This is a genomic window from Bradyrhizobium sp. CER78, assembly GCF_029846235.1.
Lineage (GTDB): Bacteria > Pseudomonadota > Alphaproteobacteria > Rhizobiales > Xanthobacteraceae > Bradyrhizobium.
This window is the reverse complement of record NZ_JARVWP010000014.1, coordinates 132,760-149,638: the sequence shown is the minus strand read 5'-3', so window position 1 is coordinate 149,638 and position 16,879 is coordinate 132,760. Positions and strand designations below refer to the sequence as shown.

The following is a 16,879-nucleotide window of genomic DNA, read 5'->3' as shown; positions in this document are numbered from 1 at the left end:
CGGCCGACATCTGGCTGTGACCGTTCTCGTCATCGTTCTCGCTTCCGACGAGCGTGATTACCAAGCCACCCTGACGCCGCCCTTGCCGGCATAGGCCTGGCTCACATTGGAGAACTCGCCCTCGAAGTTCGCGAACAGCGCGGCGTTGCGGGTGACGTCGAACTGCGCGCCGACGCTGACCTGGGCCGCATCGCTTGCCGGCCGAGCCCCGTCGACAATGAAGCTCGCGCCCGGCAGCGACACCAGCGAGCCGTTGAGATTGCGCGTCGGCGTGAACTCGTGCACCCAGGCCAGGCTCGCCTGCGGCGTCAGCACCATGCCGTTGGCAAGCTCGATGCGACGCTCCCCGCGCAGCCCCAGGAACAGCGGCGCCGACGTGGTGGTCTGCCGCGCAATCGCAAGCCCGAGCACGCCAGGCGCGCCAGCAGACGTCTGGCTGCTTTCCCTGAAGCCGTCGCTGGTGAGCTGTGCGATTTCGAATGCTGCGAATGGCGTCAACCGTGCACCCACAACGTCGAAGTCGTGCCCAACCTCGAAGCGCGAACGCAATTGCCATGAACTGAAATCGCCGCGCTCGGTTTCGCCCGGTAGTCCGCCGAAATTGCCGGTGAACCGCGTGGTCTTGTTGTTGAACGACGACACCGTGGTGGTATTGCTCAGATAGAACTGGCCTAGCGACAGCATGCTGTAGAAGCCGCCGTGAACGCCGTCGACCTTGCCGCTGGTGGCGCGGCTGTCGACCGTGAAATTGCCTTCGCTGCCGCCGAAGGCGACACCGACCAGCCAGTTCGGCCACACCTGATAGTCGAGGCCGATATTGCCGCCGAACAGGCTGTCCTTCTGCATCGCGGTGCCGAGGCCGGCGTCACCCTGCAAGGTGCCGCCGCCGCCGAATGCCGATCCCCAGACGCGCCAGGTTCGGTCGAGCCGCGCCGATGCGGGTGCCTTGGTGAACGGCCCTGCGCTCGCATGGGCGCCCTCCGGCGCGTAGCCGAGCGCACCGTTGCCTCCGACCACGATGGCATTGCCGCCGCCATCACGGCCGGCGCGCCACGCATTCGCCTGGTCATTGACCGACGAGGTGAACAGCGAGCTGGCGCGGAACGCGGCATTCTGCGCGCCGGCAAGACCTTCGCCGGAGATCGAGTCGTAGGCGCTACGCGCCTGGTCGGCGCCCAGCGGCAACAGCGCGAGCAGAATAGGACCGGTGAAGACTTGGCTGCCGCCATTGCTGACATCGAGCGCGTGACCGACGGCGCGCTGGTTAAGTGTCAGCGCGACGCTCGCGAACATTCCCCTGTTGCTGCCACCCGTGCCAGTTCCGCCAGTACCCCCACCGCCGTTGCCCGTACCGCCGCCTCCGCCATTGCCCCCACCACTTCCACTCCCTGCGTTGACGAAGCTGATCCGCACATTGTTCGTATCATAGGTCAGCACCGTGCTGAGGAAGGCCGATTGATTGTTCGCGGCAGATCCAAACGTAGTACCGGACAAGCCGCCGCTGGCGGTCAGAACGACATAAGACTTCCCGATCGTTATTCCGCCGGAGCCGATCAACGCCATGAAGCTCGCGCCAGTAAGGTTAGCCTTGCCGTTGACCAAGAGCTGATCGTTTTGCAGGTCGCTGACATTGACCCTAAAGGTCGCATTCGCGCTCAGCGTAACGTTCGCGTTTTGCGTGGCGCTTCCGACAGTGAGCCGCCCCGTCGGCGCAAGCGTACCGCCGCTATTGACCGTGACGTCGCCGAGGATATGACCGCTGCCTCCGAGAACGCCCGAGGTGACGGCGACCTGCGACGTCAGATTGCCGTTGACCAACAGCATGCCATCCCCGACGACCGTGCCGCGGTCATAGCTCTGATCATTAGTGAGGGTCCACACGGTCGATCTATCTGCACTGAGCGAAAGACTTCTGAACCCGACGAATGAGCCGTCATAGGTGTCTTGGCTTTTCGTTCCGCCACCAATCAACTGAAGCTCGCGCTTCCCATCGCTTCCTGCTCCGCCAGTCACGTTAACTATCGACGTCGCCGTGGACCCGGGTGCTGTAATTGAAGACCCCGGAGCAATGGCCAGAGTGACGGCAGGCGACGAATTAGTAACGATAAATCCTTCAATGCGACCGTAGTTTGTGAGCGTCAAAGCATCGGAAATCTGCAGTGCAGACGTACCCGTTATTTTGCCAGTCTTGCCGTTGATGATCGTTGTCGGTCCGTCAGTGGTGATCGCAATGTCATTTCCGTCAGATACGTTTGTTTTGATCCAGCCGTCATTTGTAATCGTGGACCCGCCTGTGGAAATCCCGACGTGGCCGCCGGAGATCACGCTGTTTGCATAATTGTGGATCACACTGGAACCGAGCAGGTTTAGGCCGATGTTTCCCCCTATTATGCTCCCCCAATTGTCAACCGTTATGGATCCGCCCGCGCGCAGTTTGATACCGTCCGGACCGGAGACTGTGGCCCCCTCCCCATTCCTTACGCGGCCACCACCGATCTCGATGCCCGCCTGAGGTCCATTTGTCGCCTGGGTAAGGCCAACACCGAGTTTGCCGAAGTTGTCGACCGTGCCGTTCGTACCGAGCTGCACGCTATTCATCGACGCGAAATTGTTTACGGTCGCATCTCCCAGAATGATGGAGAAGGGATCGCCGCCTACCAGCGAAGCATGATTGTTAATGATCCACCCGTCACCTGTGCCTCCCCGGCCGTCGATCCCAACTGCCTGATTGGGACCGATCGAGGCTGCAGCAAGAAAGTTGACGACAACGTTGGTGACCTCTGACGTAGCGACCACGGCTGGCGGCGTAGCTATCGTCACCGTTCCACCACACGTTACAGTGTCTCCGCTCTTTATCGGGATTGCGCCGCTACCGACAAATATCGGAAGGTCGCAAACGCCGTCAGCGTGCGCCGCGCCAAGCGAAAGCCATGTCGCAGAGGTCAGCGCGGCAACCCAAATGACTGGTAGCGCAAGCCCAACCTTATTGTTAATGGTGTTTCCATCGCACCTCGCCGCAACGAGGCATTTCCTGCGCGGCCATTGTTCAACATGAACCGCAGACTCGAACGGCGCTGTCACAGCGAATGATGTGTATCGAGGGAATCGCGCGAGGCCCGCGGGACGAGACGGCAACAAAAACATGCGCGAATGCTTCATCATGACGAATTCACACCGTAGTGCGCCAAGTGACGGACCGCGTCGACACCGATCCGGTCAGTTGCGCTTCTCATAATTGACCTGGTGCGACTTCAACCCGCGGACGCCGCGCGCAACAAGCGAAACGCCTTCAACAATGATGAAGCTCGCTCACCGGTTCGGCGCAGCGGGAAACGCGTGGAGCTGCCTTCGCGGCGCCGAAACGACGTCGCCATCGGCGTTCGATCGCGACCGGTGGCGATTGCTCCCCACCTCGAAGATCGCAGTTATCGGCAAATGCAGATGATCGCGCCGCGCGATCCGAGGGTCAGGCCGGCAGTCCCGCCTTGAGCAGGCCGGCCTCGTAGCGCGCCCGGTCGGGCGCGTGCTTGTAGTGCTGGGTTGCCAGATGGGCTGACACCGAGAAGGCCGGTTCGCGCTTCAGCACCTCGGCCGCATGAGCTGTGGCCGCCACCGCGTTGCCCATCTGCGCCAGGGTTGCGGCGAGGAAGGCGTGATGGGTGTGGTCGGGCCGCGTGATGCGCGAGAACGCCTCGGCCGCATCGGCGTATTTCTCGGCGCAATAGCAGGCCCGGCCGAGGTGACTCCAGAAGCGCTCCGGATGGAATGGATTGAGGCGCATCGCCCGCTTGATCCAGTCGATGCCTTCCTCCGGCCGTCCGAGCCAGGTCAGGAGCTCGCCCTGCTGCACGACGACGAGGTCGTAGTTCGGGTTGAGCGCGAGCGCGCGCTCCTGGTGGAAGGCCGCCTTGTCGTGGTCGTCGCGGTTGAGGTTCAGCGCGGCGAGGATCCGGTGCACGTCGCTGTCATTGTCGTCGAGCTTGAGCGCGATCTCGAGCTCGGCGGCCACCTGCGCAAGGGTCGCGTCGCGGTCGTCGCACCAGTTGTAGACCCAGGTCTGGCCGAGCACGCAGGCCCGCCAGGCGTGCGCATGGGCGTAATTGGGATCGAGCACGATGGCCCGCTCCAGCAAGCGCTGCGCTTCCATGTTGTCGTCTCGTGCCGAGCGATGATGCAGCACCCTTGCGGCCAGCACGCACTCATAGGCCGCCATGTTGTCGGTCGGCTTGCGCTTGACGCGGTCGTGAGCTGCGGCCTCGACGCGTCCCGGCAAGATTGCCACGATCGCGCGCGTCATCTCGTCCTGGATGGCGAAGATGTCGGCGAGCTCGCGGTCGTAGCGTTCGGCCCAGACGTGCCGGTCGGCCTCGGCGTCGATCAGCTGCACCGTGACGCGGATCCGGCCGCCCGCCTTCCGCACGCTGCCCTCCAGCACATAGTCGACCGCGAACTCCTTCGCGACGTCCTGCACCTTCACGGCCTTGCCCTTGTACACGAAGGTCGAGTTGCGCGAGATCACCAGCAAATCGTGGAAGCGCGACAGCTCGGTGATGATGTCCTCGGTGAGCCCGTCGGCGAAGAATTCCTGCTCGGGATCGCCGCTCATGTTGGCGAGCGGCAGCACGGCGATCGAGGGTTTCTTGGCGACGACGGGGGCGGCCGCCACACTCGGCTGCCCGGTCGCGGATTTGGCGCCCGATTCGAAATGGACACGGAAAACCCGGATCGGGCGCGCGATGTTCTTGACGGTCTGGTCGCCGAGATCCTCGAAGCTCAGATCTTCCAGACGATCGCCGACCTGGTCGCGGACCGCGCCGGAAATGCAGATGCCGCCGGGCTCGGCCAGCGTCTCCAGGCGGGACGCGACATTGACGCCATCGCCGAAGATGTCGGCGCCATCGACGATCACATCGCCGAGATTGATGCCGATGCGAAACTGCATCCACCGCGCCGGCGCGACGTCGGTGTTGCGCTTGGCCATCCGGCTCTGGACCTCGGCCGCGCACAGCACCGCATCGACGACGCTGTGAAACTCGACCAGCATGCCGTCGCCGGTGGTCTTGATGATGCGGCCGCGATTCTTGGCGATGGCCGGATCGATCAGCTCGATTCGATGAGTCTTGAGGCGCGCAAGGGTGCCCGTCTCGTCAGCCTCCATCAGGCGGCTAAAGCCGACCATGTCGGCGGCGAGGACCGCAGCGAGCCGGCGCTCTGGTCCTGGCACGTCCATCTGAACGATCTGCCCGGTTACCTCATCGCCAGTCTAGCAAATCCCGGGATGTCACCCAAGCCTAGACCGAGGCTCCGCGGGAGCCATCGGGAGTACCCTCGGCGGGCGGCCTGATGGCGTCGGGCCGGCCCCGCCGGCCGCCTCACAGCATGCCGAGCGCCTGCATATAGGTCTCCAGGATAGTCTCCTGCTCCTGGCGCTCATTGGCATCCTGCTTGCGCAGGCGCACGATGGTGCGCAGCGCCTTGACGTCGAAGCCGTTGCCCTTGGCCTCGGCATAGACGTCGCGGATGTCGTCCGAGATCGTCTTCTTTTCTTCTTCCAGCCGCTCGATGCGCTCGATGATGGACCTAAGCTGGTCCTTGGCAAATCGCGTTGCGGGCTCGTCCTGAACGGCGGCAGACGTGGTGGCCATCGCGTACTCCTGAAATGGCAATGAAATGTCGCGCGAATACGCGCCACGCGCACCGCTTGTTGCGGGCGACCCTCGATTTTGGAGCACGTTCCGTCAAGGAAACATCGCGCTCATCCACAGCGCGCCCACAGGAGATGCTGGTGTTCCACACGTAAACGTCATTCCTGGGCGATGCGGCAGCATCGAACCCGGAATCTCGAGATTCCGGGTTCGTCCTTCGGACGCCCCGGAATGACATTGTTGGGTTAGCTAATGCCCGCTTTGGGCCTTCTTCATCGCCGCGAACTGCTCCGGCGTGGCGCTGCCCTGGTACTTCGCCTTCCACTCCTCATAGGGCATGCCGTAGACCGCTTCGCGGCTCTCGTCCTTGCTCACCGCTAGGCCCTTGGCGTCGGCCTCTTCCTTCATCCAGTTGGACAGGCAGTTGCGGCAGAAGCCGGCAAGGTTCATCAGGTCGATGTTCTGCACATCGGTCCGGGTACGGAGATGGCTGACAAGGCGCCGAAACACCGCGGCCTCAAGTTCCGTTCTGGTTTTGTCGTCAATGCTCATGATCGTGATCCCGGTGTGAGGTGCTCACCATAATTGATATCAGGTGGGAATTGTCACAGATTTTGCCATATCGACGCGCAATAAGGGCTTGTCCGGCCACACTTGCCACGGTCCACCAGCGCGGGAAACGGGCGGCCGCCCGTTGAGAGTGCCTGCCGGGCACGCGAAATCGTCAATGGTTTGATATAGCTTCGCCGCATGAGCCCAACAGATTCTCCCGCCTCAGCTCCTCCCCGCACCATCCGCCTCCTGGCCGGCCTCCTGTCGGTGCTGGCGGTCGTCGCGGCCTGCCTGTGGACGAGCCCGGCAGCCGCCGATTTCCGGCTCTGCAACAACACCTCGAGCCGCGTCGGCATCGCGCTCGGCTACAAGGACGCCGAAGGCTGGACCACCGAAGGCTGGTGGAATGTGTCGTCGCGGACCTGCGAGACCTTGCTCCGCGGCAATCTTGTGGCGCGCTATTACTACATCTACGCTCTCGACTACGATCGCGGCGGCGAATGGTCCGGCCAGGCCTTCATGTGCTCGCGCGACAAGGAATTCACCATCAAGGGCACCGAGAATTGCCTGGCGCGGGGCTTTGACCGCACCGGCTTCTTCGAGGTCGACACCGGCGAGCAGCGTGCATGGACCGTCCAGCTGACCGAAGCCAACGAACAACAGCCGCAGAAGGTACCGGGAATGCCGGGCGGCGTAGCCCCGGGAAGCCCCGGGGCGATGCCGGGGCTGCCAAACCCGCCGCCGGGCGCAACGCCGCCGGGCGCGCCGGGTCTGCCGCCAGCCGCAACGCCGCCCGGAAACAAACAATGAGACGACTGCGTCGAATCAAGATCCTCGCAACGCTCGGCCCGGCCTCCTCAGACAGCGCGATGATCCGCAAGCTGTTCGAGGCGGGCGCCGACGTCTTCCGCATCAACATGAGCCATACCCCGCATGACAAGATGCGGGAGCTGGTCAAGACCATCCGCAATGTCGAATCGAGCTACGGCCGGCCGATCGGCATCCTGGTCGACCTGCAAGGCCCGAAGCTGCGGGTTGGCTCGTTCGCAGAAGGATCGACCCAGCTCAAGAACGGCCAGAGCTTCATCCTGGATTCCGACAAGACCCCGGGCGACAACAGCCGCGTCCAGCTTCCGCATCCGGAGATCCTCGCCGCGCTCCGCCCCGGCCATGCGCTGCTGCTCGACGACGGCAAGGTGCGGCTGATCGCCGAGGAAACCTCGCCCGAGCGCGCGGTCACGCGCGTCGTGATCGGCGGCAAGATGTCGGACCGCAAGGGCGTCAGCCTGCCCGACACCGATCTGCCCGTCTCGGCGATGACGCCGAAGGATCGCGCCGACCTGGAAGCCGCACTGCCGGAAGGCATCGACTGGGTGGCGCTGTCCTTTGTGCAGCGTGCCGAGGACGTGATCGAGGCCAAGAAGATGATCCGCGGCCGCGCCGCCGTGATGGCCAAGATCGAGAAGCCGCAGGCGATCGACCGCCTCGCCGATATCATCGATGCGGCGGACGCACTGATGGTGGCGCGCGGCGATCTGGGCGTCGAGCTGCCGCTGGAGCGGGTGCCGAGCCTGCAGAAGCAGATGATCCGGATGGCGCGCCGCGCCGGCAGGCCGGTGGTGGTCGCGACCCAGATGCTGGAGTCGATGATCCAGGCGCCGGTGCCGACCCGCGCCGAAGTCTCCGACGTCGCCACCGCGGTCTATGAGGGCGCCGACGCCATCATGCTGTCGGCGGAATCCGCCGCCGGCAAATTCCCGGTCGAGTCGGTCTCGACCATGAACCGCATCGGCGAGGAAGTGGAGCGCGATCCGACCTATCGCAGCGTGATCAATGCGCAGCGCGTCGATCCCGAAGCGACGGTAGGCGACGCCATTGCCGATGCCGCGCGGCAGATCGCCGAGACGCTGGACCTGTCGGCGATCATCTGCTGGACGTCATCGGGCTCGACCGGCATCCGCGTGGCACGCGAGCGGCCCAAGGTGCCGGTGGTCGCGATCACGCCGAATCTCGCCACCGGCCGCAAGCTGTCGGTGGTGTGGGGCGTGCATTGCGTGGTCGCCGAGGATGCCCACGATCTCGACGACATGGTCGACCGCGCCGGCTCGATTGCCTTCCGCGACGGTTTTGCCAAGGCCGGCCAGCGCGTCATCATCGTCGCCGGCGTGCCGCTGCGCGCGCCCGGCACCACCAACATGCTGCGCATCGCCTCGGTCGGACCGAAGGGCGACGCGCAGCTCTAACGATCACTGTGCCGTGCTGAATGGTGCGCGGCGTTCAGCCCTGCAGCGACGCGTCCAGCGTGATCTTGGTGTTGAGCAGCTTCGAGATCGGGCATCCGGCCTTGGCCTTGCCCGCCAATTCCTGAAACGCCGCATGATCGGCGCCCGGGATCTTCGCCGACAGCGTCAGGTGCACGGCGGTGATGGCAAAACCGTCGGCAACCTTCTCCAGCGTCACGTCGGCCTTGGTCTCCATATGCTCGGCGGTGAGCTTGGCCTCGCCGAGGATCAGCGACAATGCCATCGTGAAGCAGGCGGCATGCGCCGCGCCGATCAGCTCTTCAGGGTTCGAACCGGGCTTGCCTTCAAAGCGGCTGGCGAAGCCATAGGGGTAATCGGCGAGCGCGCCGCTCTTGGTCGAGATCGCGCCCTTGCCGTCCTTGATGCCGCCCTGCCATTTGGCCGAACCATGGGTCGTCGTCATGCGTTGCTCCCTGAGGTTGGTTGATCCCAGCCCGCAAAGCTACAACGCCAATGCGACGGAAGTGTTCGCCGCGCGCTTGGCGTCAAAGCGTTTTCAAGCGAAGTGGACGCCGGTTCGCGTGAAGAAAACGCGTCAAAATAAAACTGAGAGCTTCGGTTCGATCAGAACCGAAGCTCTAGGCGCCGACCAGCGCCTTCGCCGGGGTCGTCGCCTGCACCACGAGACCGCGGGCGCGCGCATCCATCACGCCGACCGCGCGCAGCGCAAGCAGCGTCACGGTCTGCACCGCATCGCGCAGCTTGATCGGATCGTCGAGATTGCTTGGTGCCAGCGGGCCGACCAGCGCCTCGTGCAGGGCGCCGAGCAAAGCGGTGGCGGCCAATGCCGTATCCTGCGCCGGCAGATGCCCGGCACGCACGGCGGCATCGATGCGCATGGCGAGCTCGCCGGATATATCGCGGCGGCTGGCGAGGCGCGATGCGGTGACGTCGACATCGACCGGCTCGGCCAGGATGCCCCAGGCCAGCTTGCGCTGCGACAGCACGTGGACCGCGATCGTCGTCACCGCGGCGGCCAGCGCCGAGGACGGTCCGGGCGCGGCATCGGCGGCGCGCCGGATCGCGGACAGCTCGTCGCGCGAGACTTCGGTGATCAATTCCGAGATCAGCTCGGCCTTGGACGGGAAGTAGCGGTAGACGGTGCCTGCCGCGACATTGGCCCGCACCGCGACGGGTGCGATTTGGACCGCCGCCATGCCGCCCGCAGCCGCAGCATCCCGCGCAGCCGACAGGATAGCGCTGCGCCGGGCAGCCAGCCGTTTCACGACTTGATGTGTTCGCCGGTAGACCATGGCGTTCCGTCCCCCCACCGTATGCCCTGGCCGGCGCCCACCGGCAGAACACACGCGTCTTCAATGTTTTGTGCGATTGATCCCGCAATCGCGTGAAGAAGTGAACAACTATTCAGAGGAGATGACAAGCTGGAATTGCAAGGATTTTGCGACGGCCGCATGCCACCTCCGATTGAGCCGGCGGCCGCTCCGGCCCGCAGGTGCCCTCACGGCCCGGATTCCGCGACAGATCGGCAGTCGCCTCGGCACTCACGTTCGGATCTGGCCTTCGATGGTAAACCGCGAGCTAAGATCGTCGCTCGAAATCGAGGCATCTGGTCTCGCGCAGAGACACGACATCGCAGCCGCATTTACCCGAATTTATCTGAGACCATGGTCGAGTGCGCCCGACGTCACGTGTGGCGTTGTCCCTGGATGTCCCCGGCCGAACCAAGAAAGCGCATGTCACTCTCCATCACCAGCAGCGTGAGCAGCCGCAGCTCTGTGCGAGGACTGGTGCCGCTGTGCGCGGCCGTGGGCGCCTATCTGTTCTATCTCTCCGCCGGTGAAATCCTGCTGCGCGATTCCGACACGGAATGGCAGATCAAGGTCGGACAGTGGATCCTCGAACACGGCGCGATGCCGACATCGGACGTGTTCTCCTTCACCCGTTTCGGCGAGCCATGGATTTCGAGCTCGTGGCTGTCGCAGGTGGCGTACGCCCTCGTCTATGGCGGCGATTGGGCCGGGCCGGTGATCCTGACGTCGATCGCGATCGGCGCGACGGTCGGGATCTTCCTGCATCTCTTGAACCCGTATTTCGATCCGGCGCGTGCGATCTTGATCGCCGCGCTGGCGCTGCTGTTGTCGACGATCCACTTCTTCGCGCGGCCGCATGTGCTGGCGCTGCCGGTGTTGCTGGCGTTCATCGGCGGCCTGATGGCGGCGGCGGATCGTCGCACTTATCCGTCATGGTGGCTGCTGCCGCTGATGGCGCTATGGGCCAATCTGCATGGCGGCTTCGTGCTCGGCCTCGCGCTGATCGGGCCGATCGGACTGGAGGCGGTGTGGAGCGCAGAGCCCAGCCGCCGCCGCGAGCTCATCGTGCGATGGGGACTATTCGGCATCGCGGCGCTGGCCGCGAGCTGCGTGACGCCCTACGGCTGGAATAGCCTGCTCGGTGCGACCAAGATCCTCAGCCTCGGCAAGCTGCTGACGCTGATCGGCGAGTGGATGCCGGCGGATTTCAGCAAGCCCAGCTTCTTCGAAGCCACGCTGCTCGGCCTGATCGGCCTGATCTGCTATCGCGGGCTGACGCTGTCGGTGCCGCGGATCCTGCTGCTGCTCGGGCTGGTCTGGATGGCGCTGAGCCATATCCGCAACATCGAGGTGTTCGCGTTCATCGCGCCGCTGGTGCTCGCCAAGCCGATATCAGAACAATGGGGGATGGCGGCCGTCACCGCCGCCCGCTTCGAGGTACGCCGCTCGCTCCCCGTCGTCACGATCCCGGCTGCTGTCGCGATGGTGATCGGCGCGTGGGTGACGACGACGACGTTCGTCGCGCAGCACCAGTTCAAATTCCTGCCGGTGTTCTGGCCCGCCGCCGCGGTCGACGTCCTCCAGCAACACAAGGCGCAGCGCGTGTTCAATACCGCGCCGTTCGGCGGCTATCTGGTGAGCCGCGACATCAAGGTGTTCATCGACGGCCGCGCCGAGCTGTATGGCGAGCAATTCGTGCTCGACTATTACGCCGCACTCGACGCCCGCGACGCCGGCCAGCTGCTCGACCTGCTCGACAAATACCGCATCGACGCCACACTGCTGAGCTCGGACTCTCCCGCCGGAAACGCACTGGACCACCTGAAGGGCTGGAAGCGGCTCTACAAGGACGACGTCGCCGTCATCCATGTAAGATCGGACGACAAGGCCGCCGCGGTGCCGGCGGCTGCGAGCTCGAACTAGCTTCCACTTTCACCCAGAACGAACCTAACCTGCCCCGTCATCCTGAGGCGCGAGCGGAGCGAGCCTCGAAGGATGAATCGGCCACCAGCCGGGCCGTCGATCCTTCGAGACGCGCTTCGCGCTCCTCAGGATGACGGGGATAGTGTGCGGCCCCGTGATCAAGCGAGAGACGACCGGCGGCCCTCTCAATTCCCTGTCTGCAACTCGCCGAAGCGATCCCAGCTCTTGCCGTTGAAGCGCATCAGCTGCATCTGGTCGACCGGCACGTGATCGGCCGGTGACGTGTTGACCCTGATGCCCGGCAGCAGCATCGGCAATTCCAGATCCTTGATCGCGAACGCCTGCCGCAGGATGTTCTCGGTCGAGAGATCGTCGCCGCAGGCCTTCAGCACCGCCTCCAGCGCCATCGCGCTGTTGTAGGCATTCACGTAATTGGTGTCGTGCTGATCGCCTTCCGGAACGTACTTGGTCATGAAGTCGCGCCAGCCCTTCATGCCTGGATCGTCCTTCCAGGCCGGATCGTCCGGATCCTTCACATAGGCCGTGGAGATGATGCCAGTGCCGGCCTCGACACCAGCCGGCTGCATCACGGTCGAAATCCACACCGCGGTGTTGGACAGGAACGTCATCGGCCGCCAACCGATCTCGAAGGCCTTGCGGATCGACTGCGCCGCGAATTTCGGCGTCGCCGCGATCACGAAGACGTCGGCATTGGTGGCCTTCAGCTTGACGATCTGCGAGTCGATGGTCGGGTCCGATATCTCGTAGGTCGCAACGGTGACGAAGGAATCGTACTTCTCGCCGAGCACGTCCTTGAGGCCGGCGAGATAGTCGCGGCCGTAATCGTCGTTCTGCGAGATCACCGCAAACCGCGCATTCGGATTCTTCGCCAGTGCATAGCGCGCGTAAAGCCGCGCCTCATAGCGGAACGGCGCCTGCACGCCCATCGTCGCCTGCGGGAATTGCGCGATGTCGCCGAATTTCGAGGCGCCGGAGGCCAGGAACAGCTGCGGGATGTTCTTGCCCTGCAGGTACTTCGCGATCGCCGTGTTGTGCGCAGTGCCGATCGAGGAGAAGATCAGCGCGACCTCGTCGCTCTCGACGAGGCGGCGCGTCTGCTCCACCGTCTTCGGCGGCGCATAGGAATCGTCCAGCGAGATGAAGTTGATCTTGCGGCCGTTGATGCCGCCGCGCTCGTTCAGCATCCTGAAATAGCCGGCCTCGCCCTTGCCCAGCGCGCCGAACGCCGACACCGGCCCGCTATAGGGCATGGTCTGACCGATCCTGATCTCGGTTGGCGTGACGCCGCGCATTTCGGCGGCAAATGAGGCGGCGGGCAGCAGCAGGATTGAAATGGCGCCAAGCGCGCCGAATGCCTTGCGCATCGGCCTCCCCTCCCTTTTTTCTTGCCGCGTCGTCAGGCGACGTGGCCGTGCCGTTTGACGGCTTGTCGCGAGGATGCCACGGCGCGCCGGCGGAGGCCAAGGATAATCGGGCAGTCTCAGCGCTTGCCGCGCTCCTTGACGGGGATCACGAATTTCAGTCCCGACCATATCGCATCGACGGCGCAGACCTTGATGTCGACCAAACCGGCCGCGAGCCCCGCCTCGCGCACAGCCCTGTCGTCGAGGTCGGTCGCAACGCCTGAGCTCTTCTTCGGCCACGAGACCCAGATCATGCCGTCAGGCGCGATCGCCTCCCGGTAACGTTGCAGCTTGGCTGAGAGCCCCTTGGCTGTGGTAGCGAACAGATGCACGGCATCGAGCGGCGCCCGCGCGGTCCTCGCGATCCGCAGCTCGGCCGGTAGCTCGCCGACGATATCGTCATAGGGAACGGACAGCCCGTCGACAAAAATACAAAAGCCCGGCTTGAGGCCGAGCTTTTGGATAACTGATTTGCCGGAAGCGCCGGCCATGGCAAGCGAAGCTTACGCCTGCGGCTGCGGCTCCAGGCCGGTGTCCGGATCGGGACGCGGGCGCGACTTGCCGGCCGGCGGCACCGCCGAGGCACGCGGCGTCGACGGCTCCAGCACCGACTCGCGGTTGGGCTTCTTGCCCTTCAGCAGGTCGATGATCTCGTCGCCGGTCAGCGTCTCGAACTCGAGCAGGCCCTTGGCCAGGGCTTCGAGGTCGCCGTGCTTCTCGGTCAGGATGCGGGTCGCTTCCTTGTAGCCTTCCTCGACCAGACGCTTGATCTCGGAGTCGATCTTCTGGACCGTCGCCTCGGACGCATTCTGGGTGCGCGAGACCGACATGCCGAGGAACACCTCGTCCTGGTTCTCGCCATAGGAGACGGTGCCGAGCTCTTCCGAGAGGCCCCAGCGCGTCACCATCATGCGGGCAAGGCGGGTCGCCTGCTCGATGTCGGAGGCGGCGCCCGAGGTCACCTTCTCGCGGCCGAAGATCAGCTCTTCGGCGACGCGGCCACCCATCATGATGGCGAGGCGCGACGTCATCTGCTCCAGCGACATCGAGAGCTTGTCGCGCTCCGGCAGCTGCATCACCATGCCCAGCGCACGGCCGCGCGGAATGATGGTCGCCTTGTGGATCGGATCGGTCGCGACGACGTTGAGGCCGACGATGGCGTGACCGCCCTCGTGATAGGCCGTCAGCAACTTCTCTTCCTCGGTCATGACGAGCGACTTGCGCTCGGCGCCCATCATCACCTTGTCCTTGGCCTCTTCGAACTCGGCCTGCGTCACCATCCGCTTGTTGCGGCGGGCGGCGGTCAGCGCAGCCTCGTTGACGAGGTTCATCAGGTCGGCGCCGGAGAAGCCCGGGGTGCCGCGCGCGATGGTCTTGAGGTTGATATCCGGCGCCAGCGGCACCTTGCGGACGTGAACCTTGAGGATCTGCTCGCGGCCGACGACGTCCGGATTGGGCACCACGACCTGACGGTCGAAGCGGCCCGGACGCAGCAGCGCGGGATCGAGCACGTCGGGACGGTTGGTCGCCGCGATCAGGATGACGCCCTCATTGGCCTCGAAGCCGTCCATCTCGACCAGCAACTGGTTCAGCGTCTGCTCGCGCTCGTCATTGCCGCCGCCGAGGCCGGCGCCGCGATGACGGCCGACCGCGTCGATTTCGTCGATGAAGATGATGCACGGCGCGTTCTTCTTGGCCTGCTCGAACATGTCGCGGACACGGCTCGCGCCGACGCCGACGAACATTTCGACGAAGTCAGAACCGGAGATCGTGAAGAACGGCACGTTGGCTTCGCCGGCGACCGCGCGCGCGATCAGCGTCTTGCCGGTGCCGGGAGGGCCGACCAGCAGCACGCCGCGCGGAATCCGTCCGCCGAGCCGCTGGAATTTGCCGGGGTCGCGAAGGAATTCGACGATCTCCTGCAGGTCCTGCTTGGCCTCGTCGACACCCGCAACGTCCTCGAAGGTGACGCGGCCATGCGCCTCGGTCAGCATCTTGGCGCGCGACTTGCCGAAACCCATCGCCTTGCCGGCGCCGCCCTGCATCTGCCGCGACAGGAAGATCCAGACGCCGATCAGCGCGATGAACGGCAACCAGGAGACGAGCAGCGAGACGAACCACGGCACGTTGTCGCCGGGCGCCTTCGCGGTGATCTGCACCTTGGCGTCATACAGCCGCTTCACGAGCGTCGGATCGCTCGGCGCGTAGGTCTGGAAGCTGGTGCCGTTGTTGAAGGTGCCGTGAATCTCGGGCCCCTGAATCACGACATCGCGGACATGGCCCTGATCGACTTCAGTGAGAAGCTGCGAGAACGAGATGTCCGAGGACGACGAGCGCTGGCCGGGATTCTGGAAAAGCGTGAACAACGCCAGCAGCAGCAGGACAATGATGACCCAGAGGGCGAAATTCCGCAGATTGGCGTTCATGGTCTTCCTTCGGTGGTCGCGCGGATCGCGGCCTCTCTCTATCCTTGGGCAGGCTCTGTGGGAATCCCCAGGGAATCCATCCCGTCGATGCCCTACAATCTAGGTGCCGCTGGGGTCGATGCCAAGGGAACCACGCACGACTATTTACCGCATCCTAGCGCGATTCCCGGTCAAAAAATGACGCAGAATCCGGTGTTTTTCCGGGGTGGTTAAGCCACCTTGCCGGATTATGACAGCGATTGAAACAATCGAACCCGGCTCAGCGGGAACGTGCCCGGCGGGGCGGTGCCGGGCTGATCCTGATGCGCCCCGAGGCGACGCTGATAACCGCTCCGGCAAGCGTCTGTTTCAGCTTGGATTCGCGTTGTCCGATGGGCCCATCCAGCGCCTGATCGACCGCGGCGAGCAGGGTTTCGACCTTGCCGAGTTCGGCCGGCCCCTCATGTCCGCTGCGGTCGATGGCGCGCTTGAGCAAACGGAGGCGGATCTCGTCCGGCATCACCGCGAACAGCGCTGCGTCGAAGCCAGCGCCGAGGTTATCCTCGCTTTTCAACGCAAGATAGCGCTCGGCGCCATCGACCAGCAGCTCCAGCGCGGCATTGGCCCGCGCGATCCGCGTGGCAAGCCGCGCCAGATTCCGCGCGTCGCCGCCCTCCTCGGCCAATAACGGCATCAGCGCGCGCAGCCGCGGCCGCGTGAAGGACAGGTCGCGGTTGGTCGGATCGTCGGCAAAGCCGATGCGCGCCTTCTGCAACGTTGCGATCAGCTGCGCCTTGGAGATATCGAGCAGCGGCCGCATCAGCAGAACGCCGTCGCGCTCGGTCTCGCGCGCCATCGCCGAAAGGCCCGCGACGCCGCTGCCGCGCAGCATCCGCATCAGCAGCGTCTCGGCCTGGTCGTCACGGGTGTGCGCGGTCAGGATGTGCGTGGCGCCGTGCTTGCGCGCGGCTTGCGCGAGCAGACGATAGCGCGCCTCGCGCGCGGCGGCCGGCACGCCGGTCCTGGGCTTGGATCCATTCCAGCGCAACGTGTGATGTGGCAGGTCGAGGCTTCGCGCCAGCCGCTTGACATCGCGCGCCTCGCGAGCCGCTTCAGGACGCAGGCCGTGATCGACGGTGACCGCCACCAGCCGCGGCCCTTGCGCGAGCGCGCGGCGCCAGCGCGCGGCCAGCCACATCAGTGCGACTGAATCCGGACCACCGGACACCGCAAGCACGATCGCCGGCGCGCGCGCCAGGCCTGCGAACAGGCGCTTGGCGTCCCTTGCCGGGATGGCGGATTGGTCGTCGGGCATCGCAGAACCAGCAGGTCGTGGAAAGGCCGGAAGCGGCCTCC

The 16,879-nt window shown here is 64.7% G+C and carries 13 protein-coding genes; 3 read left to right on the top strand and 10 right to left on the bottom strand.

The genetic code is table 11. The annotated features are described in order from the left end of the window. Positions 1–57: 57 nt before the first annotated feature. The 4 genes from QDT69_RS26945 to QDT69_RS26930 form a co-directional block, all read right to left on the bottom strand. The gene (locus QDT69_RS26945) at positions 58–2,820 is read right to left on the bottom strand and encodes an autotransporter domain-containing protein (protein WP_279709506.1); all 2,763 of its coding nucleotides are present in this window, start codon (positions 2,818–2,820) and stop codon (positions 58–60) included. Between the two features lie 646 nt (positions 2,821–3,466). Then, positions 3,467–5,230: an adenylate/guanylate cyclase domain-containing protein gene (locus QDT69_RS26940; protein ID WP_279709505.1), complete on the bottom strand. Its 1,764-nt coding sequence runs from the start codon at positions 5,228–5,230 to the stop codon at positions 3,467–3,469. Between the two features lie 142 nt (positions 5,231–5,372). After that, a complete protein-coding gene (locus tag QDT69_RS26935; RefSeq protein WP_050422683.1) occupies positions 5,373–5,645 on the bottom strand; it encodes a DUF2312 domain-containing protein in 273 nt (90 codons plus the stop codon). Positions 5,646–5,894: 249 nt separating this feature from the next. Then, complete coding sequence (locus tag QDT69_RS26930; RefSeq protein ID WP_279709504.1) at positions 5,895–6,197, bottom strand: DUF1244 domain-containing protein; 303 nt, start codon at positions 6,195–6,197, stop codon at positions 5,895–5,897. A 198-nt stretch (positions 6,198–6,395) separates the two neighbouring features. On the opposite strand from QDT69_RS26930, the gene QDT69_RS26925 reads away from it, so the two are divergent. Further along, positions 6,396–7,007: a DUF1036 domain-containing protein gene (locus QDT69_RS26925; RefSeq protein ID WP_279709503.1), complete on the top strand. Its 612-nt coding sequence runs from the start codon at positions 6,396–6,398 to the stop codon at positions 7,005–7,007. Further along, entirely contained in the window at positions 7,004–8,440 is a 1,437-nt protein-coding gene (gene pyk / locus QDT69_RS26920) for a pyruvate kinase (protein WP_279709502.1), read from the top strand. The genes QDT69_RS26925 and pyk overlap by 4 nt, the downstream gene beginning before the upstream one ends. Positions 8,441–8,474: 34 nt before the next feature. On the opposite strand, the gene QDT69_RS26915 is transcribed toward pyk, so the two are convergent. Together QDT69_RS26915 and QDT69_RS26910 are read right to left on the bottom strand one after the other, a co-directional pair. Next, positions 8,475–8,903 carry an OsmC family protein gene (locus QDT69_RS26915; protein WP_279709501.1) on the bottom strand — a complete coding sequence of 143 codons (429 nt, stop codon included), beginning with the start codon at positions 8,901–8,903 and terminating at the stop codon, positions 8,475–8,477. Positions 8,904–9,078: 175 nt separating this feature from the next. Then, positions 9,079–9,753, bottom strand: a complete 675-nt coding sequence (locus tag QDT69_RS26910) for a TetR/AcrR family transcriptional regulator (RefSeq protein WP_021078615.1) — start codon at positions 9,751–9,753, stop codon at positions 9,079–9,081. 441 nt (positions 9,754–10,194) lie between these two features. Here QDT69_RS26910 and QDT69_RS26905 point away from each other — a divergent pair, with 441 nt between their 5' ends. Next, positions 10,195–11,694, top strand: coding sequence for a hypothetical protein (locus tag QDT69_RS26905; RefSeq protein WP_279709500.1), 1,500 nt, complete (start codon positions 10,195–10,197; stop codon positions 11,692–11,694). Between the two features lie 185 nt (positions 11,695–11,879). On the opposite strand, the gene QDT69_RS26900 is transcribed toward QDT69_RS26905, so the two are convergent. The 4 genes from QDT69_RS26900 to tilS all read right to left on the bottom strand — a co-directional run bounded on the left by QDT69_RS26900 (position 11,880) and on the right by tilS (position 16,838). Then, positions 11,880–13,079, bottom strand: coding sequence for an ABC transporter substrate-binding protein (locus tag QDT69_RS26900; RefSeq protein WP_279709499.1), 1,200 nt, complete (start codon positions 13,077–13,079; stop codon positions 11,880–11,882). Between the two features lie 116 nt (positions 13,080–13,195). After that, the gene (locus tag QDT69_RS26895; protein ID WP_279709498.1) at positions 13,196–13,609 is read right to left on the bottom strand and encodes a DUF3052 domain-containing protein; all 414 of its coding nucleotides are present in this window, start codon (positions 13,607–13,609) and stop codon (positions 13,196–13,198) included. A gap of 12 nt (positions 13,610–13,621) precedes the next feature. Beyond that, positions 13,622–15,544 carry an ATP-dependent zinc metalloprotease FtsH gene (gene ftsH, locus QDT69_RS26890; RefSeq protein WP_074128467.1) on the bottom strand — a complete coding sequence of 641 codons (1,923 nt, stop codon included), beginning with the start codon at positions 15,542–15,544 and terminating at the stop codon, positions 13,622–13,624. A 259-nt stretch (positions 15,545–15,803) separates the two neighbouring features. Continuing rightward, complete coding sequence (gene tilS, locus QDT69_RS26885; protein WP_279709497.1) at positions 15,804–16,838, bottom strand: tRNA lysidine(34) synthetase TilS; 1,035 nt, start codon at positions 16,836–16,838, stop codon at positions 15,804–15,806. Positions 16,839–16,879 lie beyond the last annotated feature (41 nt).

Excerpts from the sequence above, each read along its gene's own strand:
- tilS (WP_279709497.1), bottom strand. The coding sequence starts at position 16,838 with ATGCCCGACGACCAATCCGCCATCCCGGCAAGGGACGCCAAGCGCCTG.
- QDT69_RS26910 (WP_021078615.1), bottom strand. The coding sequence starts at position 9,753 with ATGGTCTACCGGCGAACACATCAAGTCGTGAAACGGCTGGCTGCCCGG.
- QDT69_RS26915 (WP_279709501.1), bottom strand. The coding sequence starts at position 8,903 with ATGACGACGACCCATGGTTCGGCCAAATGGCAGGGCGGCATCAAGGAC.
- QDT69_RS26895 (WP_279709498.1), bottom strand. The coding sequence starts at position 13,609 with ATGGCCGGCGCTTCCGGCAAATCAGTTATCCAAAAGCTCGGCCTCAAG.
- QDT69_RS26930 (WP_279709504.1), bottom strand. The coding sequence starts at position 6,197 with ATGAGCATTGACGACAAAACCAGAACGGAACTTGAGGCCGCGGTGTTT.
- QDT69_RS26935 (WP_050422683.1), bottom strand. The coding sequence starts at position 5,645 with ATGGCCACCACGTCTGCCGCCGTTCAGGACGAGCCCGCAACGCGATTT.
- QDT69_RS26940 (WP_279709505.1), bottom strand. The coding sequence starts at position 5,230 with ATGGACGTGCCAGGACCAGAGCGCCGGCTCGCTGCGGTCCTCGCCGCC.
- QDT69_RS26900 (WP_279709499.1), bottom strand. The coding sequence starts at position 13,079 with ATGCGCAAGGCATTCGGCGCGCTTGGCGCCATTTCAATCCTGCTGCTG.
- QDT69_RS26905 (WP_279709500.1), top strand. The coding sequence starts at position 10,195 with ATGTCACTCTCCATCACCAGCAGCGTGAGCAGCCGCAGCTCTGTGCGA.
- QDT69_RS26925 (WP_279709503.1), top strand. The coding sequence starts at position 6,396 with ATGAGCCCAACAGATTCTCCCGCCTCAGCTCCTCCCCGCACCATCCGC.
- pyk (WP_279709502.1), top strand. The coding sequence starts at position 7,004 with ATGAGACGACTGCGTCGAATCAAGATCCTCGCAACGCTCGGCCCGGCC.
- ftsH (WP_074128467.1), bottom strand. The coding sequence starts at position 15,544 with ATGAACGCCAATCTGCGGAATTTCGCCCTCTGGGTCATCATTGTCCTG.